Annotated in this window: 27 protein-coding genes and 1 pseudogene; 15 read left to right on the top strand and 13 right to left on the bottom strand. The window is 71.6% G+C overall.

Annotation, left to right across the window (positions count from 1 at the left end; genetic code table 11):
* Positions 1-11: 11 nt before the first annotated feature.
* A complete protein-coding gene (locus tag ACIBMZ_RS26400) occupies positions 12-719 on the top strand; it encodes a DUF3159 domain-containing protein (protein WP_396698271.1) in 708 nt (235 codons plus the stop codon).
* Positions 720-1,003: 284 nt separating this feature from the next.
* On the opposite strand, the gene ACIBMZ_RS26395 is transcribed toward ACIBMZ_RS26400, so the two are convergent.
* On the bottom strand, positions 1,004-3,898 hold the full coding sequence (locus ACIBMZ_RS26395) for a glycoside hydrolase family 48 protein (RefSeq protein ID WP_396698389.1): 2,895 nt from the start codon (positions 3,896-3,898) through the stop codon (positions 1,004-1,006).
* Positions 3,899-4,873: 975 nt separating this feature from the next.
* On the opposite strand from ACIBMZ_RS26395, the gene ACIBMZ_RS26390 reads away from it, so the two are divergent.
* Both ACIBMZ_RS26390 and ACIBMZ_RS26385 read left to right on the top strand, forming a co-directional pair.
* Positions 4,874-6,364, top strand: coding sequence for a GH1 family beta-glucosidase (locus ACIBMZ_RS26390; RefSeq protein WP_396698269.1), 1,491 nt, complete (start codon positions 4,874-4,876; stop codon positions 6,362-6,364).
* A 140-nt stretch (positions 6,365-6,504) separates the two neighbouring features.
* Positions 6,505-7,736: pseudogene (locus tag ACIBMZ_RS26385) on the top strand (MFS transporter).
* Positions 7,737-7,783: 47 nt separating this feature from the next.
* Here the strand turns inward: ACIBMZ_RS26385 and ACIBMZ_RS26380 are convergent.
* The 3 genes from ACIBMZ_RS26380 to ACIBMZ_RS26370 all read right to left on the bottom strand — a co-directional run bounded on the left by ACIBMZ_RS26380 (position 7,784) and on the right by ACIBMZ_RS26370 (position 12,192).
* The gene (locus tag ACIBMZ_RS26380; RefSeq protein ID WP_396698267.1) at positions 7,784-8,197 is read right to left on the bottom strand and encodes a roadblock/LC7 domain-containing protein; all 414 of its coding nucleotides are present in this window, start codon (positions 8,195-8,197) and stop codon (positions 7,784-7,786) included.
* A gap of 5 nt (positions 8,198-8,202) precedes the next feature.
* On the bottom strand, positions 8,203-10,656 hold the full coding sequence (locus ACIBMZ_RS26375) for a nitrate- and nitrite sensing domain-containing protein (RefSeq protein WP_396698265.1): 2,454 nt from the start codon (positions 10,654-10,656) through the stop codon (positions 8,203-8,205).
* Positions 10,657-10,806: 150 nt separating this feature from the next.
* Positions 10,807-12,192, bottom strand: coding sequence for an FGGY family carbohydrate kinase (locus ACIBMZ_RS26370; RefSeq protein WP_396698263.1), 1,386 nt, complete (start codon positions 12,190-12,192; stop codon positions 10,807-10,809).
* A 258-nt stretch (positions 12,193-12,450) separates the two neighbouring features.
* Here ACIBMZ_RS26370 and ACIBMZ_RS26365 point away from each other — a divergent pair, with 258 nt between their 5' ends.
* Complete coding sequence (locus tag ACIBMZ_RS26365) at positions 12,451-14,364, top strand: anthranilate synthase family protein (RefSeq protein ID WP_396698261.1); 1,914 nt, start codon at positions 12,451-12,453, stop codon at positions 14,362-14,364.
* An 83-nt stretch (positions 14,365-14,447) separates the two neighbouring features.
* Here the strand turns inward: ACIBMZ_RS26365 and wrbA are convergent, their stop codons facing one another.
* Positions 14,448-15,065, bottom strand: coding sequence for an NAD(P)H:quinone oxidoreductase (gene wrbA / locus ACIBMZ_RS26360; RefSeq protein WP_396698259.1), 618 nt, complete (start codon positions 15,063-15,065; stop codon positions 14,448-14,450).
* 214 nt (positions 15,066-15,279) lie between these two features.
* On the opposite strand from wrbA, the gene ACIBMZ_RS26355 reads away from it, so the two are divergent.
* From ACIBMZ_RS26355 to ACIBMZ_RS26345, 3 genes are all read left to right on the top strand, one after another.
* Positions 15,280-15,768, top strand: a complete 489-nt coding sequence (locus ACIBMZ_RS26355) for a GNAT family N-acetyltransferase (protein WP_396698257.1) — start codon at positions 15,280-15,282, stop codon at positions 15,766-15,768.
* A gap of 45 nt (positions 15,769-15,813) precedes the next feature.
* Positions 15,814-16,404: an HAD family hydrolase gene (locus tag ACIBMZ_RS26350; protein WP_396698387.1), complete on the top strand. Its 591-nt coding sequence runs from the start codon at positions 15,814-15,816 to the stop codon at positions 16,402-16,404.
* 123 nt (positions 16,405-16,527) lie between these two features.
* Entirely contained in the window at positions 16,528-17,595 is a 1,068-nt protein-coding gene (locus ACIBMZ_RS26345) for a winged helix DNA-binding domain-containing protein (protein ID WP_396698385.1), read from the top strand.
* Between the two features lie 284 nt (positions 17,596-17,879).
* On the opposite strand, the gene ACIBMZ_RS26340 is transcribed toward ACIBMZ_RS26345, so the two are convergent.
* On the bottom strand, positions 17,880-18,329 hold the full coding sequence (locus ACIBMZ_RS26340; protein ID WP_396698255.1) for a hypothetical protein: 450 nt from the start codon (positions 18,327-18,329) through the stop codon (positions 17,880-17,882).
* Between the two features lie 39 nt (positions 18,330-18,368).
* The gene (locus tag ACIBMZ_RS26335; protein ID WP_396698253.1) at positions 18,369-18,737 is read right to left on the bottom strand and encodes a cupin domain-containing protein; all 369 of its coding nucleotides are present in this window, start codon (positions 18,735-18,737) and stop codon (positions 18,369-18,371) included.
* A 244-nt stretch (positions 18,738-18,981) separates the two neighbouring features.
* Between ACIBMZ_RS26335 and ACIBMZ_RS26330 the strand changes: the two genes are divergently transcribed.
* The gene (locus ACIBMZ_RS26330) at positions 18,982-19,104 is read left to right on the top strand and encodes a hypothetical protein (RefSeq protein WP_396698403.1); all 123 of its coding nucleotides are present in this window, start codon (positions 18,982-18,984) and stop codon (positions 19,102-19,104) included.
* 6 nt (positions 19,105-19,110) lie between these two features.
* Here the strand turns inward: ACIBMZ_RS26330 and ACIBMZ_RS26325 are convergent, their stop codons facing one another.
* Complete coding sequence (locus ACIBMZ_RS26325) at positions 19,111-19,464, bottom strand: nuclear transport factor 2 family protein (RefSeq protein WP_396698251.1); 354 nt, start codon at positions 19,462-19,464, stop codon at positions 19,111-19,113.
* A 146-nt stretch (positions 19,465-19,610) separates the two neighbouring features.
* On the opposite strand from ACIBMZ_RS26325, the gene ACIBMZ_RS26320 reads away from it, so the two are divergent.
* Entirely contained in the window at positions 19,611-20,009 is a 399-nt protein-coding gene (locus ACIBMZ_RS26320) for a VOC family protein (protein WP_396698249.1), read from the top strand.
* Between the two features lie 24 nt (positions 20,010-20,033).
* Here ACIBMZ_RS26320 and ACIBMZ_RS26315 read toward each other — a convergent pair whose 3' ends face one another.
* The gene (locus tag ACIBMZ_RS26315; protein ID WP_396698247.1) at positions 20,034-20,402 is read right to left on the bottom strand and encodes a cyclic-phosphate processing receiver domain-containing protein; all 369 of its coding nucleotides are present in this window, start codon (positions 20,400-20,402) and stop codon (positions 20,034-20,036) included.
* A 34-nt stretch (positions 20,403-20,436) separates the two neighbouring features.
* Between ACIBMZ_RS26315 and ACIBMZ_RS26310 the strand changes: the two genes are divergently transcribed.
* From ACIBMZ_RS26310 to ACIBMZ_RS26300, 3 genes are all read left to right on the top strand, one after another.
* Positions 20,437-20,739, top strand: coding sequence for a PspC domain-containing protein (locus tag ACIBMZ_RS26310; RefSeq protein WP_396698244.1), 303 nt, complete (start codon positions 20,437-20,439; stop codon positions 20,737-20,739).
* Positions 20,740-20,863: 124 nt separating this feature from the next.
* Positions 20,864-21,271, top strand: a complete 408-nt coding sequence (locus ACIBMZ_RS26305) for a nitroreductase family deazaflavin-dependent oxidoreductase (RefSeq protein ID WP_396698242.1) — start codon at positions 20,864-20,866, stop codon at positions 21,269-21,271.
* A 58-nt stretch (positions 21,272-21,329) separates the two neighbouring features.
* On the top strand, positions 21,330-22,046 hold the full coding sequence (locus ACIBMZ_RS26300) for an SDR family NAD(P)-dependent oxidoreductase (RefSeq protein ID WP_396698240.1): 717 nt from the start codon (positions 21,330-21,332) through the stop codon (positions 22,044-22,046).
* A 132-nt stretch (positions 22,047-22,178) separates the two neighbouring features.
* Here ACIBMZ_RS26300 and ACIBMZ_RS26295 read toward each other — a convergent pair whose 3' ends face one another.
* A complete protein-coding gene (locus ACIBMZ_RS26295; protein WP_396698238.1) occupies positions 22,179-22,700 on the bottom strand; it encodes a hypothetical protein in 522 nt (173 codons plus the stop codon).
* 158 nt (positions 22,701-22,858) lie between these two features.
* Here ACIBMZ_RS26295 and ACIBMZ_RS26290 point away from each other — a divergent pair, with 158 nt between their 5' ends.
* Complete coding sequence (locus tag ACIBMZ_RS26290) at positions 22,859-23,428, top strand: GIY-YIG nuclease family protein (protein WP_396698236.1); 570 nt, start codon at positions 22,859-22,861, stop codon at positions 23,426-23,428.
* Here ACIBMZ_RS26290 and ACIBMZ_RS26285 read toward each other — a convergent pair.
* Complete coding sequence (locus ACIBMZ_RS26285; protein WP_396698234.1) at positions 23,425-23,556, bottom strand: hypothetical protein; 132 nt, start codon at positions 23,554-23,556, stop codon at positions 23,425-23,427. The two genes, ACIBMZ_RS26290 and ACIBMZ_RS26285, sit on opposite strands and share 4 nt — an antisense overlap.
* Between ACIBMZ_RS26285 and ACIBMZ_RS26280 the strand changes: the two genes are divergently transcribed.
* The gene (locus ACIBMZ_RS26280; RefSeq protein WP_396698232.1) at positions 23,555-24,049 is read left to right on the top strand and encodes a DinB family protein; all 495 of its coding nucleotides are present in this window, start codon (positions 23,555-23,557) and stop codon (positions 24,047-24,049) included. The genes ACIBMZ_RS26285 and ACIBMZ_RS26280 overlap by 2 nt on opposite strands.
* Positions 24,050-24,059: 10 nt before the next feature.
* Here ACIBMZ_RS26280 and ACIBMZ_RS26275 read toward each other — a convergent pair whose 3' ends face one another.
* Positions 24,060-24,377 (bottom strand): nuclear transport factor 2 family protein, encoded by a 318-nt coding sequence (locus ACIBMZ_RS26275; protein WP_396698230.1) that lies wholly within the window; start codon positions 24,375-24,377, stop codon positions 24,060-24,062.
* Between ACIBMZ_RS26275 and ACIBMZ_RS26270 the strand changes: the two genes are divergently transcribed.
* A complete protein-coding gene (locus tag ACIBMZ_RS26270) occupies positions 24,364-24,528 on the top strand; it encodes a GNAT family N-acetyltransferase (protein ID WP_396698228.1) in 165 nt (54 codons plus the stop codon). The two genes, ACIBMZ_RS26275 and ACIBMZ_RS26270, sit on opposite strands and share 14 nt — an antisense overlap.
* 33 nt (positions 24,529-24,561) lie before the next feature.
* Here the strand turns inward: ACIBMZ_RS26270 and ACIBMZ_RS26265 are convergent, their stop codons facing one another.
* The gene (locus ACIBMZ_RS26265) at positions 24,562-25,374 is read right to left on the bottom strand and encodes a phytanoyl-CoA dioxygenase family protein (RefSeq protein ID WP_396698226.1); all 813 of its coding nucleotides are present in this window, start codon (positions 25,372-25,374) and stop codon (positions 24,562-24,564) included.
* Positions 25,375-25,657 lie beyond the last annotated feature (283 nt).

Raw genomic sequence — 25,657 nt, 5'->3', positions numbered from 1 at the left:
AGGAGGAGATGGTGACCGGTACGTCGGAACGCGACCCGGCGGCGGTCCAGCGGCCGGAGTCGCTGGCCGACCTGCTCGGTGGGCGTCAGGGGGCGGTCGACGCCACGGTGCCTCCGGTGGCCTTCACGGTGGGGTGGCTGGTGGCCGGTCAGTCGGTGCGCGTCGGGGTGGCGGCGGCGGTGGTGGCCGGGGCGGTGGTGGCCGGGTGGCGGCTGCGGCGTGGCGATCGACCCCGGTCGGTGGTGATCGGGCTGTTGGCCGTCTGTGTGGCCGCGCTGGTGGTGGTGCGTACCGGGCGGGCCGAGGACTTCTTCCTCGTGCAGTTGCTGGCCAACGCGGCCAGTGCCCTGGCGTGGGCGGCCAGCATCGTGCTGCGGTGGCCGCTGCTGGGTGTGGTGGTGGGTACGGCGCTGGGTCAGCGCGGGCGGTGGCGGCGGGATCCGGCGCTGCTGCGGGCGTACGGGCGGGCCAGTTGGGTCTGGACGGCGACCTACGTGGTGCGGCTGGCGGTGTTCGTGCCGCTGTATCTGAGTGGGCAGGTGCTGGGTCTGGCGGCGGCCCGGGTGGGGATGACGTGGCCGTTGGTGGCCGCGGCGTTGGCGGTGAGTTGGGCGGTGATCCGCCGGTCGCTGCCGGCCGGTCATCCGGGGATACGACACCCGGTGGTGCCGGAGGCGGCGTCGGCTGCCGGGGCGGACGGTAAAGAGCCCGCACAATAAGGGAGAGGCCGCCACGGGGGGAGCGGCCTCTCCGGTGATGTACGTTACTCCGTCCCGGGCCGGGTTGTGATCCCGGGGCGGTCACTTTTTTCTGCGATCTAGGTACCCGTCCCCGAAATCGGGGCGGTGGGGTGGGTCGACCGCTCCGCTGCGTCGGCCAGAGGGGCCGACCCACCCCGGCCTGACCGTGGGTGTCAGGCCGTCGTTCGGCCGGTACCTGCCTCTACCCCCGAGGCCCGGCCGAAGCCTCCGGGTGGGTCACCGCCCACCCGGAGGAGTTTCGGTCAGCCGTTGGGGAACAACTTCCCGTAGTCGGCGTACGCCATGGCGACGTCCGCCTGTGCCCAGAACCGGTGGTAGCGGAACTCCGGCTCCGGCCCACCGTCGAGGTAGGCCTGGACCTTGGGCCATGCCGGGTCGTTCTTGTAGAACGACCGGATGTCGAGGAAGCTCTTGCCCGGGGCGATGACGTCGCCGTTGGGCATGCGGCCGGTCCATCCCTGCGGGATGTAGAGGCCCTGCCCGGTGGAGGCGTCGTAGACGTCGTCGAAGCGGCGGTAGTCGCCCCGCTTCTCCACCGTCGAGACACCCTGCGCGTCGCTGTTGGCGTGCAGGGCGTCCAGCAGACCCTTGGCGGTGGTCTTCGCCGCCGTGTCACCCGACTTCGCGGCGTAGGCGATCAGCGTGCGGGCGTAGGCGGCGGCGACGCCGACGTCCTGGCCCTTGACCGTCACCTCGACGTGCAGGTTGGTGTTGGGCTGCGGGTTGGTCGGGTTCCAGGTGGTCGGCTGGCCGGTCCAGCGCATGTCCGACGGGATCGACCAGTTGGTGCCCACCGTGGTGTTGGCGATCGCCCACGGCACCCACTTGTCCAGCAGCGCCTTGGCCTTCGCGTTGCCGCTGACCAGGTACAGCTCGGCGATGCGCTGCATCGACCAGACCTGCATGCCGAACCACTGGTTCGACGGCGGGTCGTTGTAGACCGGGTCCTCGTCGTAGAACATGCCGTAGAAGGTGGACGTGCCGGCCGGCGGCGTGCCGTAGTGCCCGCCCCAACTGTTGGTCGCGCCACCGGCGATGCCGCCCTCGGCCGACTGGAGCCAGGTGTAGAACTCCAGCTGCCGGTTGAGGCTGTTGGTCCAGTCCGCCGCCGCCGTGGACGAGCGCGGCTTGAGCTCGTTGACGTTGGTCAGCGCCCACGCCGCGAACGGGTTCTGGTAGCCGAAGTGGCTGTGGCTGGAGCCGATGCGCCACGACCAGTTCTGGCCGGCGTCGTACGCGCCGCCCCAGGCGTAGTACCAGGACAGCAGGTAGTGCGCGGAGTCGCGGCCGTTGCCGGCCGGGCACTGGCTGGCCCCGACGCAGTTGCCGATCCGCTTGAAGTACTTGTCGAACATGGCGTACCGCAGGTAGTCGCCCATCTTGGCGGCCTTGGTCACGGTGGCCGCCACGTCGGCCTGCTTGTTCTGTTCCTTGGCCCAGGTCAGCGCCCAGTAGGCGGCCTGCACGGCACGGGCGTCGGCGTCCGGGGCGTTGGTGTACTTCCACTGCCGCGCCGGTGCGTTGGACTCCTTGACGAACAGGTCCAGGTAGCCGTACTGGCCGCCGTGGCGGAACGTGTCGCAGGACGGCTGCGGCACGGTCTCCCAGACCGACTCCTGGGTGCCGCGCTGGAAGGTGTTGATGTAGGCCGGCCGGGTGGTGCCGTTGCCGCAGCGTCCGAAGCCGTAGGTGTTGTCGACGTCGAGCAGCCAGTGCATGCCGTAGATGTCGCCGGTGCCGTAGGTCTGCTGCAGTTCCGAGCGCAGCGGGTCGCGGCCCACCGGGACCGACGTGTCCAACTGCGACGGGTACTGGTTGGGCAGGTCGTGCTCGGCGGCGTAGCTGGCGTCACCGGCGGCGCCGGCGGTCGGCTGGTCGGCCGAGGACGGGATGATGTACTTCTCCATCACCGTCCAGGCGTTGTTGAACGGCGCCCAGTTCTGGGTCACCCGCCCGTAGTAGGCCTCCAGCCACAGCCAGAAGCTGAACGCCTCGGAGGTGGTCTGGTGGCCGTGGTCGGGCGCCTCGACGATCAGCGTCTCGATCGAGTGGTACGGCACGCCCTCGGGGCTGAAGTAGCCCGAATTCTTGATCTTGCCGTATTGGGCGAGGAACCGCTCCACGTACTCGCCGTCGCCACCGCCGGGCACGTCGTTGTCGATCTCGGTGACGGTGATCGCCAGCGGCGCGTAGCCGGTGGCCGAGGCGGTGATGGTGGCGGTGCCGCCGACGGTGTCGGCGTCCTCCGCCGCCGCGACGGTCACGGTGACGCCGGTGCTCCAGTTGCTCGGGGTCAGCGTGACCGTGGACGGGGTCACGCTGATGTCCGAGTCACCGGTGCGCACCAGGCTCACCGCGACGTTCGAGGTGGGCGCCCGGTCCAACTTGAGGTTGAACGTCGAGGTGCCGCCCTCCGGCACGCTCACCGAGGACGGGGTGGCGACCAGCGCCGGCCCGGTGGCCGCGGTGACGGTGAAGGTCCGCTCGGCCACCGCCGAGAGGTTGGCGTTGTCGTACGCCCGCGCCTGCACCGTGTACGAACCCGCCGGCAGGTCCTCCAGGGTGTACGCGTACGGGGCGGTGGTGTCGGTGTAGACCAGCAACCCGTTGCGGTAGAACTCCACCTTCGTGATGGTCCCGTCGGCGTCACTGGCCGTGGCGGTCAGCGGCACGTCGGCCGGGGCCACGAACGGCCCGGCGGGCACCGACAGACTCACCGTCGGCGGCTGCTGCGGCACACCGCCACAGGTGACCCCGTTGACCGAGAAGGACGTCGGCTTGGGGTTGCTGCCGCTGTAGGAGCCGTTGAAGCCGATGGTGGTGCTGGCGCCGGTGGCCAGGTTGCCGTTGTACGACTCGTTGACGGCGGTGACCTCGTTGCCGCTCTGGGTCCACCGGGCCGACCAGCCCTGGGTGACGCGCTGGTTGCCGGGGAAGGCGAACTTCAGCGTCCAGCCGGTGATCGGGTCACCGAGATTCTTGACGGTGACGTTGGCGGTGAAGCCGTTGCTCCAGTCGTTCGTCGCATAGACCACGTCGCAGGCCGGTGCGGCCTGTGCGGCGGCGGCGGGGACGGTCACCCCGCCGATCGCCAGCGCCGCGGCGGCGAGCCACGCCATGCGCCGACGTCTTGCCAGATTCTTCATCTGCGCGGTGTCTCCTCGGGCAGGCCGGGGACGGTGCCGCCCCGGCGCGACGCCGCGCCGACAGAGTGTCCGCGAGGCGCCGAGTGGATGGTGGTCTCACTGTCGGCACGAAGGCCGGGGGCGGCGGGGGCGCCGTCGTACGACTGCTGCTCCCCGCTGCGATCAGGACGCCGGACCGGACAAGCCGGGCTGCCCTCGGCAACCTGCACTCACGCGTATCTGGCTCCACGCGGTCGATCGACAGTGTGCCATGGAAGCGCTCCCAGATCCAGCACAGGAACTTCCGGAAACACCGGCTTGTTTCGATCTCGTTTTGGGGCTTTCACAAAGCCGTGACGGGCGTTACAGTCGCAGCAACGTCGATGGGAGCGCTTCCATCGACGAGGTTCCAAAAAGAAGATCACCCGGGGCTGTGCCCACAGCACCGGGGAGTAGACCAGAGGCCGACGGCGGGCCAGCCCGGACACCGCCGTCAGCCGCCGCCCCACCACAGTGGAGGGAGGTGGACCTCAAGCCACTCGCGTGGCCCGGCTCCCGCGCGACACGCACGACTGGGACGCCAAATCCGCCCGTGCGTGTACCGCAACACGGTGGGGACGGGGGTTGCCCTCCCCCGTCCCCACACTAAACCCCCGTTCACGATGGGAAAAGAGGCCGACGGGTCAGACGCGCGTCACACGCGCGCCCCGCACCGGCAGTCGACCCGCCCGCCGACCGTGCGACGCCCGCCGACCGCCTCGGGCGCGCGCCATCCCGGTCCGCGCACTGCGGAATCCAGCGCACCCCGGTCTCGCCGACCCGATGCCCGACCGGCAGCGCCATCTTTCCCACCCCCAGCCGTTCCCGCCACCAAGGCAGCCCCGGACCTGCGACGATCCGGCCCTTGGCGGGCACCGCCCACCCTTTACCCTGTATTGGGAGCGCTCCCGAGGGCTCAGGCGGTCAACCATCCACGAGGAGAACTCCATGTCGATACTCACCCGGCGCGACCTGCTGCGCCACGCGGCGCTCTCGGCCACTGCCGTCACCCCCGCCGGCGCCGCCATCGGCACCACCGCAGCCGCCGGTGCCGCCGTTACCCTCGCCGGCTGCCAGCCCGGCGACACCGACCGCACCGCGCCGGAGACCAGCCCGGCCACCCGGCTGCCCTTCCCGCAGAACTTCGGTTGGGGCGCGGCCACCTCCGCCTACCAGATCGAAGGCGCCGCCAAGGAGGACGGCCGCGGCGAATCGGTCTGGGACACCTTCAGCCACGCCCCCGGACGCATCCGCAACGGCGACACCGGGGACATCGCCGCCGACCACTACCACCGCTACGCCGACGACCTCGATCTGATGCGCGACCTGGGGCTGCGCAGCTACCGGTTCTCCATCTCCTGGCCGCGCATCCAGCCCGACGGCACCGGCCCCGCCAACCAACGCGGCCTCGACTTCTACCGCCGCCTCGTCGACGGCCTGCACGAGCGGGGCATCTCCCCGATGGCCACCCTGTTCCACTGGGACCTGCCCCAGGCGTTGCAGAACACCGGCGGATGGGAGTCCCGCGACGTCGCCCAACGCTTCGCCGACTACGCCGCCATCCTCTTCGACGCCCTCGGCGACCGCGTCCCGGTCTGGCTGACCATCAACGAACCCAAGACCGTGGTGCAGAACGGCTATCTCTCCGGCCACCACGCCCCCGGCCTGCGCGATCCCGACGCCGCCTACCTGGTCGCCCACCACCTGCAGCTCGCCCACGGCCTCGCGGTCCGCGCACTGCGCGACACCAGCGGCACCGGCCGCATCGGCCCCGCCTTCAACCTGCACCCCTGCTACCCCGCCGACGACTCCCCCGCCGCCGCCGAGGCCGCCCGCCTCTACGACGGCTACGAGAACCGTCTCTACCTCGACTCCGCCCTCAAGGGCAGCTACCCCGAGGACGTCCTGGCCGACCTCGGACCGGACAGCCGCATGGTGCGCGGCATCCGCGACGGCGACCTGGAGATCATCTCCGCCCCCATCGACCTGCTCGCCGTGCAGTACTACACCCCGATCTACGTCACCGCCACCGGCGGCACCGTGCGCCGCTGGCCCACCTCCGAGGCCGAGTGGCAGCAGATCTACCCGGACGGCATGTACGACATCCTGACCCGGGTCACCCGCGACTACGGCCCCATCCCGCTCACCGTGACCGAGAACGGCCTGCCCACCCCCGACGTACTCGCCGCCGACGGCACCGTCGAGGACACCAGCCGGGTCACCTTCCTGCGCGACCACCTCGCCGCCGCCCACCGCGCCGTCACCGACGGCGTGCCGCTGGAGAGCTTCCACGTCTGGTCGCTGCTCGACAACTTCGAGTGGGCCGAGGGCTACGACCAGCGCTGGGGCCTGATCTACGTCGACTACGCCACCCAGCGCCGCGTCCTCAAGCGCAGCGCCCACTGGTACCGCCAGGTCATCGCCGACAACGCCCTCTGAGGTGTAAGGAGGGGTCCCCTGCTCACGCCTCGTGCATAGCAGGGGACCCCTGCCAACCACTCCCCTCCGGCGGTGACCCGCACCGTTCCGGCAGCGACGCGGGTCCGCGCCCGCCCCGGCCCTGCACTAGGGTCGGCCGCATGGTCGATCGCGCCCCGTTGGGGCGGCCGTTCTGGACATTCTGGAGCGCCGCCGCCCTGGCCAACCTGGGTGACGGCATCCGCGTCGCCGCGTTCCCGCTGCTCGCCGCGGCACTCACCGACGATCCGCTGGCCGTCGCCGCCGTCGCCGCCGCCCAGTTCCTGCCCTGGCTCGTCTCCGGGCTGCTCGCCGGTGCCCTCGCCGACCGCCGCAGCGCCCGCACCCTGCTCGCCGCCGCCGACACCGCCCGGGTCGTCGTGCTGGCCACCCTCGCCACCGCAGTGGCCCTGGGCTGGGCCACCATCGCCCTGGTCGTCGTCACCGCGTTCCTGCTCGGCATCGGCGAGACCCTCCGCGACACCGCCGCCCAGGCCGCCGTCCCCCGATTGGTCGCCGACGCCGATCTGGAGAAGGCCAACGGACGCCTCGTCGCCGGGGAGATCGTCGGCAACGAGTTCGTCGGTCCCCCGGTGGGCGCGATGTTGTTCGTCGTCGGCGCGGCCATCCCCTTCGCCGTCAACGGCGCCACCCTCGCCCTGGCCGTGATGCTCGTGCTCTCCCTGCCGCTGACCCTGGCCCACCGGAGCACCGGCACGCCCACCGACGAGACGCCGACCGCCGAGGGCGACGGCATCCTGGCCGGCCTGCGGTGGCTGATCCGCCAGCCGATGCTGCGTACCCTGGTGCTGGTCACCGCCGCGGTGGCCGCCGCCGACACCGCCTGGTTCGCGATCTTCGTGCTCTACGCCCGCGACGCCCTCGGCCTCGGCGCGTTCGGCTTCGGCCTGCTGCTGGCAACCGGTGCCGCAGGGGGCCTGATCGGCTCGTTCGCCGCCGACCGGCTGGTGGCCCGGTTCCGCCACCGCCACGTGCTCACCTGGTCGATGGTCGTCACCGCCGGCGTCCCCGTGCTGCTGGCCGTCACCCCGCACCGCGCCGCCGCCGTGGTCGTGGTGGTCACCACCAGCGCGGCGTTCGCCGTGTCAACGTGGCCGCCCTGTCCGTCCGGCAACGGCTCGTGCCCGGTGGCCTACTCGGCCGGGTGATCGCCGCCTCCCGCATGGTCACCTACAGTTGCACCGCGCTGGGCGCGCTGGCCGGCGGCGCGCTGGCCGCCAGCGCCGGCATCGAGGCACCGTTCGTGTTCAGCGGGGTCATCGCCGTCGCCGCCACCGTCGCCTGGTGGTTCGCCTCCCGACGCGGCACCCCCGGTGCCCTCGGCCTGCGGTAGGCCGAGGGCACCGCATCCGGGAGGTCAGGTCCTCCGGCCGGACCGGGTCAGCGGGGCAGGGCCTGCTGCAACTCGGCGCGCAGCGCCGGGGTCAGCATCTCCCCGGCCTGCTTGGCCAGCCGGGCCATCTCGTAGCCCACCACGCCGATGTCGGCGTCCGCTGCGGCCAGGGTGGCCAGGATCGACCCGTCGCGGACCTGCATCACCAGGAAGTAGCCCCGCCCCATCTCGACGACGGTCTGCTTGACCACGTCACCGTCGAACATCTGCGCGGCACCGGCGGTGATGCTCATCAGACCCGAGGTAACGGCGGAGAGCTTGTCGGCGTGGTCTCGGGGCAGGTTGTCCGATATCGCCACCAGCAACCCGTCGGAGGACACCACGATCGCGTGGGCCACTCCCGGCACCCGCTCCGCGAATGCGCTGACCAGCCAGCTCAGATCCCGAGCCTGCTGCGACAAGGTGGTCACCTTTGTCCCCCTTCATTCCAGAAACCCGACGGTGGCACGGGAAACTGCATGGTCTCCTCGGCCTCGGCCCGCCGCACACCGCTGTACAACTTCGACAACATTCCGCCGACCGCCTCCGGGTCGGGGTCGTGCCGAACCGGCCGCTGCTGCTCCGGGCGGGCCGGCTGGGTCACCGAACTCAATTGCGCCATCGGGACCCGCATCGGCAGGCCACGGGCGTTGGTGCCGGCGGTCACCGGGACCGTCGGCGGTGCCGGCTGCCCGACACCCGTCGTCGGTACGGCCCCGGACGGTCCCTCCCGGGACCACCAGCCTCCACCACCGACCGGAACGGCCGCCGCCGGGGCGAGCACGTCCTCGGCGCGTACCGGATGGGTCTGTCGCGGCACGGTGGTCGGTCGACGGCCCGCGACCGGCAGTTCCACCGGGCCGGGACGGGCGGTCATGCCGGCCGGGATCCGCGGCGCCGGCGCCGGCTCGACGCTCGGCGCCGCCAGCAGCGCGCCGGGCAGCTTGATCCGGGCCACCAGGCCCCCGACGCCGCCGTGCAGCCGCACCTCGACGCCGTGCCGGGCCGCCAGGTGGCTGACCACGAACAGACCCATCCGCTCCACGGTCGCCACGTCGGCGGCCGGCGGGGTGGCCAGCACGGCGTTCGCCTCGGCCAACGCCGTCTCGCTCATACCGATGCCCTGGTCGGCGATCTCGACGACCGCGCCGGGGCCCTCGGCCCGCGCCATCACCTGCACCACCGTGTCGGGGCGGGAGAAGGCGGTGGCGTTCTCCAGCAACTCGGCCAGCAGGTGGACCAGCTCACCGACGGCGTGCCCGACCACGTGCAGGTCGGCCACGGCCTCGTGCCGGACCCGCTGGTACTGCTCGATCTCGGCGCTGGCCGCCAGCAGCACCGCGCCCAGCCCGATCGGCCGGTTCCACCGCCGCGTCGACTCGGTGCCGGCCAGCACCAGCAGGCTCTCGTCGTTACGCCGCATCCGGGCGGCCAGGTGGTCCAGCTTGAACAGGTTCTCCAACTGTTCCGGGTCGCCCTCCTCCCGCTCCAGGTCGTCGAGCAGCTCCAACTGCCGCTCGACCAGCACCTGACTACGTCGGGCGAGGTTGACGAACATGGCGTTGACGTTGCGCCGCATGTTCGCCTGCTCGACCGCCACCCCGACGGCGCTGCGGTGCACGGCGACGAACGCCTCGGCCAGCTCACCGATCTCGTCGAGCGAACGGACCACCGCCGGGGACACCTCGATGGGCGGTACGCCGCCGGAGACCGACCGCAGCCGGGCCAGCGCCTCCGGCAGTTCGAGTTGGGCGATGCGCAACGCCTGCGAGCGCAGCAGCCGGATCGACCGGGCCAACGACCGGCCGACCAGCACCGAGATCAGCACTGCCACCAGCAACACCGTGATGATCGCACCGATCAGCAGCAGCGTCTGACGCAGTTGGGAGCTGCTGGCCGCCTCCGCCTGCTGCACCGCCTCGGCCAGCACCTCGGCCTCGTACTGGCGCAGCAGCTCGTGACGGTTGTCGCCGGCCTCCCACCACTGGCCGCCGGTCAGCACCAACCGACCGGCCGCGATCTGGGCGATCGCCCGATCCTCCAGCTCAGCGGTGGCGGCGAAGACCGGGGTCACACTCATCTCGTCGTACCGGGCCACCTGCCCGTTGGTGGCGGCGATCCGGAACACGCCCAGCGCGGTCAGTTGGCGGGCCCGCAGTTCGGCCAGCCGTGCCCCGCCGTCGGCGCTGTAGCCGCTGTCCCGCGCGGCGGCGTACACCTCCGCGCGGACCCGCGCCGACAAGTCCTTGGCCCGGGCGAACTGCACGTACCGCAGCACCGCGTCGGCCAGCTCCGGGCGGTCGTTACCCGGCGCCGGCTGGGCGAGCAGGTTCAGCAGCCCCTCGATGGCCCGGTGGTAGTTACCGAGGATGGTGTCGTCGCTGAGCACCACGGTCGCCATCACACCGCGGATGTACTCGACCTGCTGCACCGCCTGCGACGCCACCGAGTAGACGTCCCGCCACGCCGGGTCGGCCTCGGCCACCGGCTCGGCCACCTCCCGCAGCGCCCGCGCCGCGTCGTCGGTGGCCTCCCGGTACTGCTGCAACGACCCCAGCATCGCCGCGCGGCCGGCCTCGTCCGCGCTGGCCCGCAGCACGGGCAGTTCCCCGGCGGTACGGTCGCGTTCCTGCTGCAACATGTGCACCAGGTAGGTGATCTCCTCACCGACTCTGACCTGCGCGGCGAAGTCACTGAGGGTGCTCGCCCGCCCGACCAGGCTCTGGGCCTGCACTCCGGCCATGACCAGGAACGCCACCGACGGGATGACCAGCACGGCGGCGAGCTTGGTCCGCATCCGCCAGTCCCGCAACCGGAACGCGGACCGCCGCCGGTGGGGCACCACCCGGACGTCGAACCGCCGTCGGCGATGCGCTGACACCTCGGGTGTCTGATGTGCTGCACCCACAGGGTCCTCCTCCCCACGCGCCCGCCGCGACCTCGGGGAGCGCGGTCCATCCAACCAGGCCCCCGAGCAGTGTCAACGCCCTGCCCTGACGAAGGGTTCAGGACGAGACCGCCGGTCGCCACCCTATGCCGGGGTCGCCGGAGCTTGATCATCCGTCCGGCTGATGTCGGCCACCACCACGGCATCGGTGATCCGGCCGGTCGCCACGAGCGCCGCGCCGGTGGCCCCGATCTCCGGATGACGTCCGAAGTCGACCCGACGGGGCGTGAGCACCTGGGCGAAGGTGCGGCGCCACCAGGGCGAGGCGGCCATCGCGCCGCCGCCGAGGACCACGTCGGTGGGCCGTCCGACCATCGACTCCAGCCGCACCAGGTCATCCACGACCTGCTCGCACACACCGTGCATCAGCCCGGCCAGGACCTGCACCGAGGTGGTGCCGAAACCGAGTCCGCGCAGCTCACCGGAGCCGGCACTCCGGTCGCCGGGGGGACGATCGCCGCCGAAACCGACGTTGACCGGTACGCCCTCGCCGGGCGGCAACGACGCCAGGGCCCGCTCCAGCGCCGGGCCGGTGGGCAGCCGCAGCACCCGGTCCGCCCAGGCGAACAGATTCCCGCCCGAGGAGTACGCCGCCCCGGTGACCACGTGGTCGTGGTCGACACGGTAGCGCCACAGTCGCTGCGGCAGCGGCGACTGCGGAGCGTGCGCCGGCATCCGCTGCAACAGTCGTACCGCCGAGGAGGTGCCGACGGTCACCGCCGCCCGACTGTCGTCGATGCAGCCGGAGCCGACGTTGGACGCGGCACCGTCGCCGACCGGGGCCGTCCAGGACGCCTGCGCCAGGTCCGGCCAACGGCGGGCGTACTCGCCGCGCAGCCGACCCCGCCAGTCCCGGCCGGCCAGGTCGGGCAGGTCCTCGCCCCGGGCGCCGGCCAGCGCGCACGCCTCGGGATCCCAGTCCAGCGAGCTCAGGTCGAGCAGGCCGGTGCCGGAGGCCTGGGACATCGACATCGGCGCGTCGGTGAGCAGGTGTCCCAGCGCGTACTCGACCAGGCCGGTGAAGCGGCCCACCCGGACACCGGCGTGCTCGCGCAGCCACGGCAGGCGCACCGACCAGTAGCAGCGGTGCCACCAGGTGCCGGTGCGCTGGTGGTAGTCGACCGGGTCGACCGGCCCGGCCAACGCCGACGACGGCTCGGGGCGGGTGTCCAGCCAGGTCAGCACCGGGCCCAGTGGTGCGTCGTCGACGCCCAGCGGCAGCACCGAGTGCCACTGGGCACTGACCGCGATCAGGTCCACCTCGCGCAGGTGACCGTGTTCGTGCAGCTCGTCGAGGCACTCGACCAGGCAGGCCAGGTACTGCCGAGGGTCCAGGGTGCCGGCGCCGTCGCCATCGACGGTGAGCACGGTCTTGCGTCGCGCCAACGCCCCCGGCAGGGGACGGATGTCGGCGTCCATCACGAGCCCCCGCACCGAGGAGGTGCCCAGATCCAGCGCGAGAATGTTCATCGCGGTCAACGTACCCGTTGGCGTCGGCACCCGGGCGTCACCGCCCGCGCGGGTCCGCCGAACGGCTTCCCCACCGCCCGCACCGCGCGTAGGGTGTGCCCATGCCTACGCGCCTGTCCTGCTGGTGGCCCGCCGACCCGGCGGCCCTCCTGCACGCGTAGCGTCACCCACGCGGCCGCCCGACGAGGCGGCCGCCGGTCACGGTTTTCCGGCCCGTGGGCCGCCGCAACGGCGGCTCCCGGCCCCCAGGAGAGACCGATGACAGCACTGACCGACCTGCTCACCGCGCTCGCCGACGGCACCGACCCGGGCCCGTTCGCCCTGGTACGCCGCGACGACGCCACCCACCTCGACCTGTTCACCGGCACGGTGGACACCGCCGCGCGACTGGCCGACCTGCCGCTGCCCACCGACGTGCCCGGCCCGGCCACGCTGGCGCTGGTGCCGTTCCGGCAGGTCACCGAACGCGGTTTCGCCTGCGTGGACGACGGCGTACCGCTGGAGTTCCTGCGGATCGGGCGGCACGTCCGGGTGCCGCTGACCGACGTCCTCGACGCCTTACCCGAGGGCCCGGTACGCGCCACCGACGCCGCCTTCGACGTCCCCGACGACGCATACGCCGCCGTCGTCGCCCGCGTGCTGGCCGAGGAGATCGGACGCGGCGAGGGCGCCAACTTCGTCATCCACCGCACGCTGCACGCCCGGGTCCAGGGCGCGCCGCTTGCCGCCGCGCTGGCCGCCCTCCGGTCGCTGCTGCACCGCGAACGCGGGGCGTACTGGACGTTCGTGGTGCACACCGGCACCCGCACGCTGGTCGGCGCCAGCCCGGAACGGCACGTCAGCGTCGACGACGGGCTGGTCATGATGAACCCGATCAGCGGCACCTTCCGACACACCGGCACCACCGCCGACCGGACCGCCCTGCTGCGCTTCCTCGCCGACACCAAGGAGACCGAGGAGCTGTACATGGTCCTCGACGAGGAGCTGAAGATGATGGCCACGGTGGCCGACCGCGGCGGTCAGGTGGTCGGGCCGTACCTCAAGGAGATGTCGCACCTGGCGCACACCGAGTACCTCCTGGCCGGGCACGGCAGCCGAGACGTACGCGAGGTGCTGCGGGAGACGATGTTCGCCCCCACGGTGACCGGCAGCCCGATGGAGAACGCCTGCCGGGTCATCGCCCGACACGAACGCACCGGCCGCCGCTACTACGCCGGGGTGCTGGCGCTGCTCGGCCACGACGACGACGGCCGGCAGACCCTCGACGCGCCGATCCTGATCCGTACCGCCGAACTCTCCCCCACCGGTGAGCTGCGGGTGCCGGTCGGGGCGACCCTGGTGCGGCACTCCACGCCCGCCGCCGAGGTCGCCGAGACCCACGCCAAGGCCGCCGGGGTGCTGGCCGCCCTCGGCCTGGGACCGCAGGCACCACAGACCGGACCTCAGCCGCCCCGGCGTCTGGCCGACGACCCCGAGGTACGCGCCGCGCTGGCCGCCCGCAACGCCCCGCTGGCCCGGTTCTGGCTCGACCAGCGGCCGACCGGCGCCCTGGCCCTGCCCGCCCTGGCCGGCCGACGGGCCCTCATCGTCGACGGCGAGGACACCTTCACCGGCATGCTCGCCCACCAACTCGGTGCCCTCGGCCTGGCGGTGACCGTCCGACCGTGGCACGCCACCGGCCCGGTCCGCACCGACGACCTCGTCGTCGTCGGCCCCGGCCCCGGCGACCCCACCGGCGACACCGCGAAGATGCGGCGGCTGCGTGACCTGCTCACCGAGCTGCTCGACGCCGGGCACCCCACCCTGGCGGTCTGCCTCGGCCACCAACTCCTCGCCGGCCTGCTCGGGCTGCCCGTCACCCGCCGTGACGCCCCCTACCAGGGGCTGCAACGCACCGTCGGTCTCTACGGCACGCCCCGCCGGGTCGGCTTCTACGCCGCCTTCACCGCCCACGCCGACACCGACCACCTGGACAGCGGGTACGGCCCGGTCGAGGTGGCCCGCGACGAGGTCGACGGCACGGTGCACGCGCTACGCGGCCGGGGCTTCGCCGGGGTGCAGTTCCATCCCGAATCGGTGCTCAGCCCGGACGGCGTCGCGGTGCTGGCCGACCTGCTCACCGAGCTGCTGCCGGCACCGGCCGGCGAGTTGTCCACCACCGGGCAGGCATAGCCGGCCCGATCCGGGGTAGCGCTGTTCACGGCCGACGGTCCGGGCGGGTATGAGAGCCCCCGCCCGGACCGCCGGTCCCTGAGTCAGCCGGCCAGGCCCTGCTTGAGCGCCGCACCGATGCGCACCGCCCGCTTGGCCGTCAACGCCGTGGCCTCCAGCGCCACGTGGTCCGGCGCGGTCTCACCGTTGTTGCTCGTGTGCGACGCACCGTACGGGTTGCCGGAGACGAACTGGCTCGGCTCGGTGTAGCCGGGCGCGACCACGATCCCGCCCCAGTGGTAGAAGACGTGGAACAGCGACAGCAACGTCGACTCCTGCCCACCGTGATGTGTGGCTGTCGAGGTGAACGCCGAGTACACCTTGTTGGCCAGCGCACCCTGCGCCCACAGCGGCCCGGTGGTGTCGATGAACTGCTTGAGCTGCGCGGCGATCAGACCGTACCGGGTCGGCGAGCCGAAGATCACCACGTCGGCCCAGCTCAGGTCGTCCGGCTGCGCCTCCTCGACGTCCTGGGTCTCCAGCCGGTGCGCCTCCCAACCCGAGTTCGACCGGATCGCCTCGTCCGGGGCCAACTCGCGCACCTTGCGCAACCGGACCTCCGCACCGGCCTCCTCGGCGGCCTCCCGGGCCGACTGCGCCATCTGGTACGTGATGCCGGTCGCGCTGTAGTAGATCACCGCCACCTTGACCTGTGCCGCCATCGCCTACGTCCTTCCTGCCGTGATCGTCGGTAAGCTCCCGCGACTACCCGTTGCTTGCGTCGACAAACATTCGTCGGATTCGACCGACCCCGCCGCACGCCCTGTCCACCGGTCGACGGACACCCGGTCCCGTCCTCCGGTCGTCCCACCGCGCGCCCGCTCTGACACCGCCCCCGACGATCGGCCCGGCAACCCGGCTGGCATGCTCGCGACCATGCAGATCCGGACCGCGACCGCCGGGGACTGGCCCGGCATCTGGCCCTTCCTGCGCGAGATCGTCTCCGCCGGGGACACCTACACCTGGCCCCGCGACGTCGACGAGACCCTCGCCCGCGACATGTGGCTGGTCCCCCCACCCGGACGCACCGTCGTCGCCGTCGACGACGACGGCACCGTGCTCGCCTCGGCGAAACTGACCCCCAACCAGCTCGGCCCCGGCGACCACGTGGCCAACGCCAGCTTCATGGTCGCCCCGGCCGCCGCCGGACGCGGAATCGGCCGTGCCCTCGGCACCCACGTGCTGGACCTGGCCCGCACCGACGGCTACCACGCGATGCAGTTCAACGCCGTGGTCGCCACCAACACCCGCGCCGTGGCGCTGTGGCGCTCGCTCGGCTTCGACGTGGTGGGCCGCATCCCCGACGGCTTCCGCCACCCCACCCAGGGCCACGTCGACCTGCTCGTCATGTACCAACGGCTCTGAGCCGCCCGGAGGGCACCCGGCCGCGCCGGATAACCTGGGCCGGTGATGCTGCCCCTGCCCACCGGCGACTTCCAGGCGTACCTGTTCGACTGCGACGGCACCATCGTCGACTCGATGCCGCTGCACTACACCGCCTGGCGGCAGGCGCTCGACGAATGGGAGTGCGCCTTCCCCGAGGACCTCTTCTATGCCTGGGCCGGCCGACCGACGCTCGACATCGTCGACGCCCTCAATGAGCAGCAACGCCTGAACATGCCGGTGGAGACCGTGGTCGCCCGCCGCGAGGAGCACTACCAGCGGCTGCTGCCCACCGCCGCCGGCATCCCCGGGGTGCTGCACCACATCGAGGACGCGCACGGACGCATCCCCTTCGCCGTGGTCTCCGGCAGCACCCGCGAAGCCGTCACCGCCTCCCTCGACGCGCTCGGCATCCTCGACCGGTTCGACGTGCTGGTCTGCGCCGGTGACTACACCCGCCCCAAACCCGACCCGGAGCCGTTCCTGCGCGCCGCCGAGCTGCTCGGCGTACCGCCGCACGCCTGCCTGGTCTTCGAGGACGCCGACCTGGGCATCGAGGCCGCCGTCGCCGCCGGCATGGCAGCGGTCCGCGTGCCCCAGCCCCGCCAGGGCCGCTGACCCGCCGGAAAGCACCCGACTGTCGGTACCCGGGCCTAAGCTGCCCTCGACCGACCACGGAAGGCGGCGCAAGTGGCACTCACCGGCACGACGCTGACCGGCGCCGACGCTCTCGCCCTGCGGATGACCAGCCTCCTGCTCAGCGCCACCCCCGCCGCCACGCCGCAGACCGTGGCCGAGGTCGTCGAGTGGTTCGGCGCCATGCAGGCCCAGGAGATCAACAGCGGCCTGTGGTCGCTGGGCGTACGGTTACCCGGCGCCACCCAGACCGACGTGCACGCCGCACTGGAACGCCGGGAGGCCCTGCGAACCTGGCCGATGCGCGGCACCATCCACCTCGTCCCCGCCCGCGACGCCCGCTGGATGCTGGAACTGACCGGCGTACGGGCTTTGGCCGGCGCAGCGGCACGCCGCGAGTTCCTCGGCCTGACCGAGGCCGACGCCGACCGCGCCGCCGACGTGCTCGGCACCACCCTGGCCGACGGCGGTCGGCTGACCCGCACCGACTGCGTGGCCGCCCTGGTCGCCGCCGGCATCGACTCCGCCGGCCAGCGCGGCTACCACCTGCTCTGGTACGCCAGCCAGCGCGGCGTCACCTGCATCGCCCCCAATCTCGGCACCGAGCAGACCTTCGCACTGCTCGACGAGTGGGCGCCCGGCCAGCACCGACCCGACCGGGACGAGGCCCTGGCCACCCTGGCCCTGCGCTACTTCCGCAGCCACGGCCCCACCACCCGACAGGACTTCGCCGGCTGGACCGGCCTGACCGCCACCGACGCGAAACGCGCCATCGCCGCCGCCGGGGACGACCTGACCACCGTCCAGGTCGACGACACCGAAGCGGTCCTGCCGCCCGCCCTACTCGACGCACCCCGCACACCGACCCCCGACGTGCTGGCCCTACCCGGCTTCGACGAGTACCTGCTCGGCTTCAAGGACCGCACGCTGATGCTCGACCCCGCCCACAAGCAGGCCATCATCCCCGGCGGCAACGGCGTCTTCCAGGCCACCATCGTGATCGGCGGCCGGGTCGTCGGCACCTGGAAACGCACCCTGGCCAAGACCAGGGTCACGCTGGCCGTGAAACCACTGGTCCCGCTCGACCCGGCACAGCGCACACAGGTCGAGCAGGCCCTGCACCGCTACGCCGACTTCCTCGCCCTCCCACCCCGCGTGACCTGGCCCGACTAGCCTTCCCCACCGGACACGGTCGCCGCCGCGGCGACGCCGACACCCTGGTCCGGCCGGTGAGGATCCGGTCCACGGCCTCCACCACCAGCGGCGCGGTGACCGCGTAGAGGTCCTGACCGGCGGCGGCCAGCCGACGGTACGTATCCCCCGAGCGGACCCGACGGCCGTCGCGCCGCTGCCGGGACCGGACACCTACCGCCGCACGTTCCGGAGCTGACGCCGCCCGGCTGCCCCGCCGAACGTGGCGCGGCCCTCTCCGACCGGCGGTGACCAGGAAACAGCCCTCAGGCGCGGGCGACGTCTCGGCAGGCGGTGGCGATCAGCAGGCCCAGGCCGACGGCCATCAGCGGCAGCCCCAGCCCGAAGGGCAGTTCCGCGACCGAGTTCAGGTTGTCGCGTCGCCCGATGTTGCCGAAGCTGGCCGCCACCACCGCACAGGCCATCACCAGGGTGCCGATCCCGGCAGCCAACGCGGCCATCGCCGCCTCGACGACGGTCCGGGCCCAGAAACTGGTCACTACCGCCACCAGCAGGAAGGCGAACGTCCAGAGCGTCCACCCCCCACCGGTGCTGAGGCTGGCGTACTCCCAACCGGAGTACCACCACAGGTGCCGTGGCGACTGCCGGAACCACGGGAGCAGATACCCGACGAGGATGAGCATCGTCGCGAGGAGCATCACGCCGTCGAAACCGGCGAGCCTGCTGCGCCCGTCGGCACCCTTGTCCTGAGTCACCTTCGGGATGCTAGCCACACCACGCCAAGGACTCGACGGTCAGAGCAACGAGTCGTCGTAGGGGGCAGTCAGCGCACCACCGGCATCGCCGGTGTTCACCACACCGGCCGGCTCGATCAGGACCGCGTGCACCTCCCCGTCGGCGACCGGGCAGTGCTCGACGCCACGAGGCACCACGAACAACTGCCCCGGACGCAGGACCACGTCGCCGTCGCGCAACTGGATGGTCAGCTCCCCGCTCACCACGAGAAACAGCTCGTCGGTGTCCTCGTGGGTGTGCCAGACGAACTCGCCACGCACCTTGACGACCTTGATCTCGTAGTCGTTGAGCCGGGCCACCACCTTCGGTGACCAGTGCTCGGAGAAGTGGGACAACTTGTCAGCGATGTCGACAGCCTGATGCGCCACGCCCACCATCCTGACATGGCCAACTCACCCCACCGACGTCGTCACGATCCCCGGTCGATCGGGCCGCCACCTCGGTACGCCGACCTCTGTCGCCTCCACGGCGTCTCGGGACCGCATCACGGAACACTGCCGTCGGTGGATGGTTCCGGCATGCGGTCCCGCTCCGGAATCGGTTCTGGTGGCCGGACGTGGCCGACGAGCACGCGACTCTGACCTGCCGGACGACTCCGGGACGGAGTTGCTCGTGCTGTCGGCCGAGGAGGGCAGCGCCACCGAGGACGGACTGCGGCTGCTGGCCGCGCTCAGCAGCACCGAGGAGCCGGCAGAACGGCAACCTGACCCCAGAACCCCGATACACGGCTGCTGAGGCTGACTAGACCGGCACGAAGGTGGCGGCCAACACCCGCCAGTCGCCGTCCTCCCGCACCCAGAGTCGGGTGTAGCGCAGCCGCGCGGACACCACGGCACCACCCTGAACGGCATCCACCGCAGCGACCATGCGAGTCACCCCGGTCCGACCGTCTTCCTGGACGTCGAGCGACTCCTCCACCAGGCTGGTGATGCGCAGTGCACCGGAGCGGTAGCTCTCCAGGTCGTCGTCCTTCGTGAAGACCGTTCCGTCCGGTCCGGCGGCCACGACCTGCGGGTGCAGTAGCGCGTCGAGAGACTCGACGTCGGCGGCGCGCTGGGCGGCGTGCAGTCGCCGTTCCGCGGTGAGGAGATCCATCCACCGATCCTCCGCAGCGCGCCGCAACAGGACAAGCGACTTCGCTCGCGGCAGAACGGCGACGACAGCCCGGCAGGACGCCTGAGTGGGTTCCGGCACGAGATCAGTCAGCCCCGCAGACCCGCCTGCGTGTGCGACAGTGACTCATGCCGTTGAGCGAGCATCACCTCAGGGCGTCGATCGCCGTGTCCGACATCCAACGGGCGGTCGCGTTCTACGAAGGCACACTGGGCCTACCGGCGTTGCAGTCGGGCCCGAGCGCCACCATCGCCGACGGCAGCCGCGTCTATGGTGCCGGCGGCATGGCGGCCCTGAACGTCTACCAGTCGGTCACGGCCGGAATGAGCCCGGCGACCCTGGCAACATGGTACGTCGACGACATCGACCGGATCGTCGACGAACTCGGGTCGTCCGGCGTCGAGTTCATCCGGTATGACGGGCTCGAACATGACGCCAGGGGCATCACCGCTCGGGCCGGCGGTGGACGTATCGCGTGGTTCCAGGACCCGGACGGCAACACCTTCGCCCTCGAAGCCGACGTCTGACCGCTGGGCGGGCACTCGTCCCGATCAGCTCGCCGTCAGGCCGCCGAGATAGCCGAAGTCCGTGGAGCCTGACGCGACCTGCACGCGGTAGCCCCGGTGCCGGAGAACCTGCACCATCTTCGCGACGCCCGCCGGGTTGGCGGAGTGGACATTGACCACGCCGATGTCGAGGGGGCGCGTCTCGAACGCGGCCCGTTCCAGGATCTCCACGACCGGCCAGATCGTGTCGTCCCCACCCAGGTCGTGGTCCAGCCACAACTCGTCGATGCGCCCGTCCCGGTACCGACCGATCAACTCCACTCCGGCAGCACTCGTCCGGGCCACCTCGGCATCGCGCCCGTCCACGAACGAACGCAGGTCATCGACCAGGACGATCGTTCGACGGCGCTCCACGCAATGATCATGCCGCGCTCCCTCGCGTGCCGCCATGCACATTCGCCGCCGGCGGCCACGTACGCGCAGGCCCGCGGCACGTTCCGCGCCACCGCCCTCCGGGGGCAGGCCGCGTGGCCTATTCTGGTGCCGGATCAACGAAGGCAAATGGTTCGGCGGCGTCTGTCTCGGCGTCGCGGCGTACGGCGAGTTCCGCGTCGACTGGTTACGCACCGTCGCGCTGTTGCTGACCCTGTTCACCGGCGGACTACTCGCCGTGGCCTACCTGAGCCCCCGGCGCGCTAGCACGCGGGACCTACCACGCCCATGCCGCAGACCGTCGAGGCATCATGCGTGATCGGCGAAGATGGATGCGAAACGGAAGACGGGCCATCGCCGCTCACCCGCGTCACCGTGTCATCGACCGCTGGGACTGTCAGAATCGTGGTCACGGAGCCGATGCACGGGGGCGAGGGGGATCCATGAGCGACTGGAACGAGAAGATCATCGCCGAGTTTCGCGCCAACGGTGGGCAAGTGGGTGGCCAGTTCGCGGGCGCGCCGCTGCTGCTGTTGCACACCGTCGGCGCCAAGAGTGGCCAGACGCGCGTGAGCCCGATGATGTACCAGAAGCTGGACGACGGCTACGCCGTGTTCGCGTCCAAGGGCGGGGCACCCACCAATCCCGACTGGTACCACAACCTGGTCGCGCATCCGCAGGTCCGGGCGGAGATCGGCACCGACACGGTCGGGTTGGTCGCCCGGGTCGCCGAGGGTGACGAACGGGAGCGGATCTGGAGCGCGCAGAAGGCCGCCTACCCGGGCTTCGCCGACTACGAGCGCAAGACCACCCGCGAGATCCCGGTCGTCGTCCTGGAACCGGCGCCGTAGGCGGACACGGCACCGCTTCGTTGACCTCAACCAGGGTTGAGGTGCTTCACTGGCGGCCATGGATCTTGACGGTCTGCGCGTCGCCCTCACCGGTGCCGCACGTGGCACGGGTCGACTTCTCGCCGAGGCGTTCGCCGCACGCGGTGCGCAGGTCTTCCTCTCGGCCCGCGACCTGGCAGCGGCACAACGTGTCGCGGAGGCGATCAACCGGCGCGGAGCAGGCCGGGCCGATGCCTTTCCCTGCGACCTCGCTGCGCCGGACTCGGTGCGGGGATTCGCGGCGGCCCTGGCCGACCGGACGAGCCACCTCGACGTACTCGTCAACAACGGTGCCCCCTACATCCACGGTGACGACCTGGCAGACGTCGCGGACGACATGATCGAGAGTGTGATGGCTGCCGGCGGGACCGGCACCGCGCTGTTGACCAAGCACCTGTTGCCGCTGCTGCGCGCGTCGACGCGGCCGGACGTCGTCAACATGATCTCCGCGTGCGGCGAGGTGGGCCACCACCGCTCGGGTGCGCATCCGGCGTTCTACGCGGCCAAGCACGCCCATGCCGGACTCGCCGAGATCCTGTCGCACCGGCTCCGACCGGAAGGGATCCGAGTGATCTCCCTGTTCCCGCCGGACTTCGTTCAGGACGGGCCCCGGCAGGCGGACAGCGACCTCACCGCACGGTCGGTCGTCGACTGCGTCCTGTTCGCCGTGGCGCAGCCGCGTGACTGTTTCATCCGCGAGTTCCGCTTCGAGCAGGTGAGCGGTCCGAGCTCCTGAGTGGCGTCGCAGACACACTCCGACGGCGACCTGGAGCTACCGCACCCGACGGCGGTCGTACGGTGGCTCGACCGGTGGGCCGCTGCAGCAGCGGCCACCATCGGTGCACGAGGCTGACCACGGCAGTGCCGGTCACGGGTCGCGCCGTAGTTCCCGCAGTACACCGTGTCGGCGTAGCGCCCAGGCCAGGCGCCGGACGCTGGCATGTCGGACGAACAGCACCGCCGCCCGACGGATCAGACCGAACCGGTTGTCACTCATCTGATCGTCGGCCGCCTGCCAGATCAGCACACGCACCCGGGAGTTGTCCAGGGCCGCCCGCACCTCGCGCCGTACCGTGGGGTCCTCGGCCGCAGACGCGATGGCCGCCGCCTGGCCCGGCTGCTCGACCAGCGGTTGCACCGCTGCGACGAGGGGGCGGCGTACCTCGTCCCGCTCCAGCAGCAACAACACCGCTTCTCGGATCTCCGTCGTGTCCAGGCCGGTACGCAGCAACGTCAAGAGACTGCGTTCCACCTCGTGGTCCCGGTCTGCCACGGACAACCTCGCCAGCAGGTGCGTCACCTCGTCCAGATCGACCAGGTGCCGCAGCCCGTCCCGGAACTCCGGCATCTCCCACGCGACCTGGAGGGCCTTGGCCAGATTGCGATCCATGGATGACCGCTACCCGTTCCCGACGTCCGGCGAAACCCCTCCGGCCCACCGTCAGAGCCCGGCGCCGTCACGCTGCGGGCCATGACGGCCCGGGCGGACACCCCCTTCCCAGGCCCGGCAGGCCGAGCACGATCGGCGCGGCACCTAGGATGGTCTCGATGACCGTTCCCCAGGCACGCCCCGACGACCTCCCCTCCGACGAAGACCGGATCGACGCGGCCCTGCGGCTGCTCTCCGGCGTACCGGCCGAACTCGACGTCGCCACCAAGCGGCTCAGCCGGGGCGGCGGCGTCTACGCCTGGTGGGCCGACCCGCTGGTTCTGCCTGATCTCCCCGGGCCGCCGAACGAGCACGTCCCGTCGCTGCGGATGCTGTATCTGGGACGGGCGACCAGCCTGCGGGGCCGGATTCTGCGCAACCACCTGCGGCGATCGGGCAGCTCGACGCTGCGCCGTACCCTCGCCGGGCTCCTGGTGTCGGAGGCATACCGGACGACGTGGACCGACCGGGTCGTCCTGGTGCCGGAGGACGAGGCACGGCTGACCGCCTGGATGACCACGCACCTGCGGTTGACGTGGGCCGAGGACCCGGAGCCGACGACCATCGAGGCGGAACTCGTCCGGCGTCTGCACCCGCCGCTCAACGTCCATGGCGTCGGCCCGGAGCACCTTCAGGCGACGGTGGTCGCCGCCAAGGACGCGTACCACGCCAGCAGCGGCCCGGCCTAGCCCGCCGACGGCCCCGGACCGAGCAGGTCGTCGCCGTCCTGGCAGTCGGCGTGCCCTTCGCCGTGCTGACCCTGCGCGCGCTGCGCCGACTCCCCCCGGCCGCCGCCACGACGTAGGGTCGGATCCATGCTGGAGTCGCAACGCGAACGTGTCCCCCTCAACGACGGCGGCGAACTGGACACGGCTCTGGCGTTCCTCGCCTTCGCCCGGTCCTGCGTCCTCAAAAAGGTCGACGGCCTAGACGAGGAACAGCTACGACGCCGCCTGGTCGTCTCCGACACGACGCTGCTGGGCCTGGTCCGGCACCTGACTGACGCGGAACGGTACTGGTTCGGGTACACCCTGGCCGGGGAGACCCGCCACGCCGACGTCGACTTCGACATGACGGTCGGCCCGGACCACAGCGCGGCACAGGTCATCGACGACTACCGCCGCGCGATCGCCGAGAGCGACGCACACATCCATGCGGCCCACGGCATCGACAGTCGCACCGCCCAGCCGGTGGACGACGAGCCTCGCACCCTGCGCTGGGTGCTGGCCCACATGACGAGCGAGACCGTCCGGCACGCCGGGCACGCCGACATCCTGCGCGAACTCGTCGACGGCATCACCGGACGCTGAGCGACCCCGGTCAGCTCTCGGCGGCGGGGTCGGTGGTCGACGGCGTCGGCCAGAAGGGCCACTCCTCGAATGAGACGCAGCGACCGTCCTCGGCGAAACGCATGATCCACAGATCGCGGTACTCCTGCGGCACCCGGTCGCCGTAGCGGACCTCCAGCCGCGCCACCGCCGTGTCACCCTCCACGGCGACGATCTCACTGGTCAGGTGGAACACCTCGTCGGGACCGGTCCGCTCGTCCTCCCACATCCGGGCGATGGCCGGCAGACCGATGACCGGCTCCCGGTAGGGCCCCTGCCGGTAGGTCGCCTGTGCGGTGAACGGGCGCAAGCTGCTGGCGGCCGGCGAGGACGTCGTCCGCCGACACGGCGTCTCGTCCCTGGAGCTGAACGTGTTCGGGGACAACGACCGGGCTCGGCGGCTCTACCAGAGTTCGGGCTATCGGGTGGTCACGCAGCAGATGCGCAAGACACTGCGCTAGCCCGTCGGGCTGGCCTGCGGGAGCGGTGGCCACCTACCCGGCCCTGCGGTCGGTGCCGTCTCCGTCCGGGCCGGGGGTGTCCTGGCCGAGGCCCCGACGGATCGCGATCTCCACGGGCGAGTACGCGCCGTCGACCCGCTCCAGTTCGTACGGCGCGGCCGGCATCAGCGGCGGCTGGGCCATGAAACGCGGCCGTACCCCGTGGTGCGGTTGCGCCGCGTGCACCAGGAACGGATGGCACAGGAAGACGTCGCCCGGGGATCCGGTGGCGAGGGCGAGCGGCCGGTGGTCCGACGCCGCCACCAGGTCGGGTGCCAGGGTCAGCCCGCTCGCTCCGTCCTCCCCGTACTTCTCCAGGATCTTCGGCGCGTCGAGGTGTGAGCCGACCCGGATCCGGGTCGGGGCGTCCTCCGCACCGACCTCGCTGAACAGGAACAGCATCAGCAGCGCCCGGCCCTTGGAGCGCAGATTCGTGAAGTACCAGCTCTCGCCCTCCGGCAGATAGCTCCCCTCGATGTGCCAGCCGGCGTCCTCCGGCTCCTCCTCGTGCGGGAAGCGCAGCGGGAACGTGCCCAGCGAATAGCGCGGCTCCCAGCGTCCCGCGCCGACGAGCAGGTCGTACGCGTGATGGAGGTACGGAGAGTTGGGTGCGGCGGCGAACGGCCCCTGCGCCATGCCGGCCACCCAGTGCACGGGCTGCGTCCACGTCGCCGGATCGTCCGGATCGCAGCCGGTCTCCCGCCACAGCAGCCGCGCACAGTCCGCGGCCACGCGCGGCGCGACAGCGCCCTCCAGCTTGACGAAACCGTCGCGGAGGAAGCGGGATACCAGGGTCGTGTCGTCCATGCTCCCATCGTGCGGCGGCACCGATGGGGGTCACTCGACATTTGCCGCACCGTTTCTGTCGGGTGCTCACCGAGCCTCCGTCCGGCAGCGCCGTCGCGGCCCGTCAGGGAACCACCGGTGGCGCGCGGTGAAGTGACCCCCTGAGGCCGGACACCTCCTGACTTGGCATCCTGCCGAGGAGGAGGAAACGTTGTGGCTCGACAGAGTAAGTACCCCGAGGAGTTCCGGCGTCAGGCTGCGGCGTTGGTGCTCGACTCCGGTCGCACGATTCGTGATGTGGGCC

The sequence above is a fragment of the Micromonospora sp. NPDC049900 genome (assembly GCF_044461025.1).
In the GTDB taxonomy this organism is placed as follows: Bacteria; Actinomycetota; Actinomycetes; order Mycobacteriales; family Micromonosporaceae; genus Micromonospora.
The sequence above is the reverse complement of the archived record's forward strand: the minus strand, read 5'-3'. Positions and strand labels throughout refer to the sequence as shown.

Excerpts from the sequence above, each read along its gene's own strand:
- ACIBMZ_RS26390 (WP_396698269.1), top strand. The coding sequence starts at position 4,874 with ATGTCGATACTCACCCGGCGCGACCTGCTGCGCCACGCGGCGCTCTCG.
- ACIBMZ_RS26370 (WP_396698263.1), bottom strand. The coding sequence starts at position 12,192 with ATGAACATTCTCGCGCTGGATCTGGGCACCTCCTCGGTGCGGGGGCTC.
- ACIBMZ_RS26365 (WP_396698261.1), top strand. The coding sequence starts at position 12,451 with ATGACAGCACTGACCGACCTGCTCACCGCGCTCGCCGACGGCACCGAC.
- wrbA (WP_396698259.1), bottom strand. The coding sequence starts at position 15,065 with ATGGCGGCACAGGTCAAGGTGGCGGTGATCTACTACAGCGCGACCGGC.
- ACIBMZ_RS26355 (WP_396698257.1), top strand. The coding sequence starts at position 15,280 with ATGCAGATCCGGACCGCGACCGCCGGGGACTGGCCCGGCATCTGGCCC.
- ACIBMZ_RS26350 (WP_396698387.1), top strand. The coding sequence starts at position 15,814 with ATGCTGCCCCTGCCCACCGGCGACTTCCAGGCGTACCTGTTCGACTGC.
- ACIBMZ_RS26345 (WP_396698385.1), top strand. The coding sequence starts at position 16,528 with ATGACCAGCCTCCTGCTCAGCGCCACCCCCGCCGCCACGCCGCAGACC.
- ACIBMZ_RS26325 (WP_396698251.1), bottom strand. The coding sequence starts at position 19,464 with ATGGATCTCCTCACCGCGGAACGGCGACTGCACGCCGCCCAGCGCGCC.
- ACIBMZ_RS26320 (WP_396698249.1), top strand. The coding sequence starts at position 19,611 with ATGCCGTTGAGCGAGCATCACCTCAGGGCGTCGATCGCCGTGTCCGAC.
- ACIBMZ_RS26310 (WP_396698244.1), top strand. The coding sequence starts at position 20,437 with ATGCACATTCGCCGCCGGCGGCCACGTACGCGCAGGCCCGCGGCACGT.
- ACIBMZ_RS26305 (WP_396698242.1), top strand. The coding sequence starts at position 20,864 with ATGAGCGACTGGAACGAGAAGATCATCGCCGAGTTTCGCGCCAACGGT.
- ACIBMZ_RS26300 (WP_396698240.1), top strand. The coding sequence starts at position 21,330 with ATGGATCTTGACGGTCTGCGCGTCGCCCTCACCGGTGCCGCACGTGGC.
- ACIBMZ_RS26295 (WP_396698238.1), bottom strand. The coding sequence starts at position 22,700 with ATGGATCGCAATCTGGCCAAGGCCCTCCAGGTCGCGTGGGAGATGCCG.
- ACIBMZ_RS26290 (WP_396698236.1), top strand. The coding sequence starts at position 22,859 with ATGACCGTTCCCCAGGCACGCCCCGACGACCTCCCCTCCGACGAAGAC.
- ACIBMZ_RS26280 (WP_396698232.1), top strand. The coding sequence starts at position 23,555 with ATGCTGGAGTCGCAACGCGAACGTGTCCCCCTCAACGACGGCGGCGAA.
- ACIBMZ_RS26285 (WP_396698234.1), bottom strand. The coding sequence starts at position 23,556 with ATGGATCCGACCCTACGTCGTGGCGGCGGCCGGGGGGAGTCGGCGCAG.
- ACIBMZ_RS26265 (WP_396698226.1), bottom strand. The coding sequence starts at position 25,374 with ATGGACGACACGACCCTGGTATCCCGCTTCCTCCGCGACGGTTTCGTC.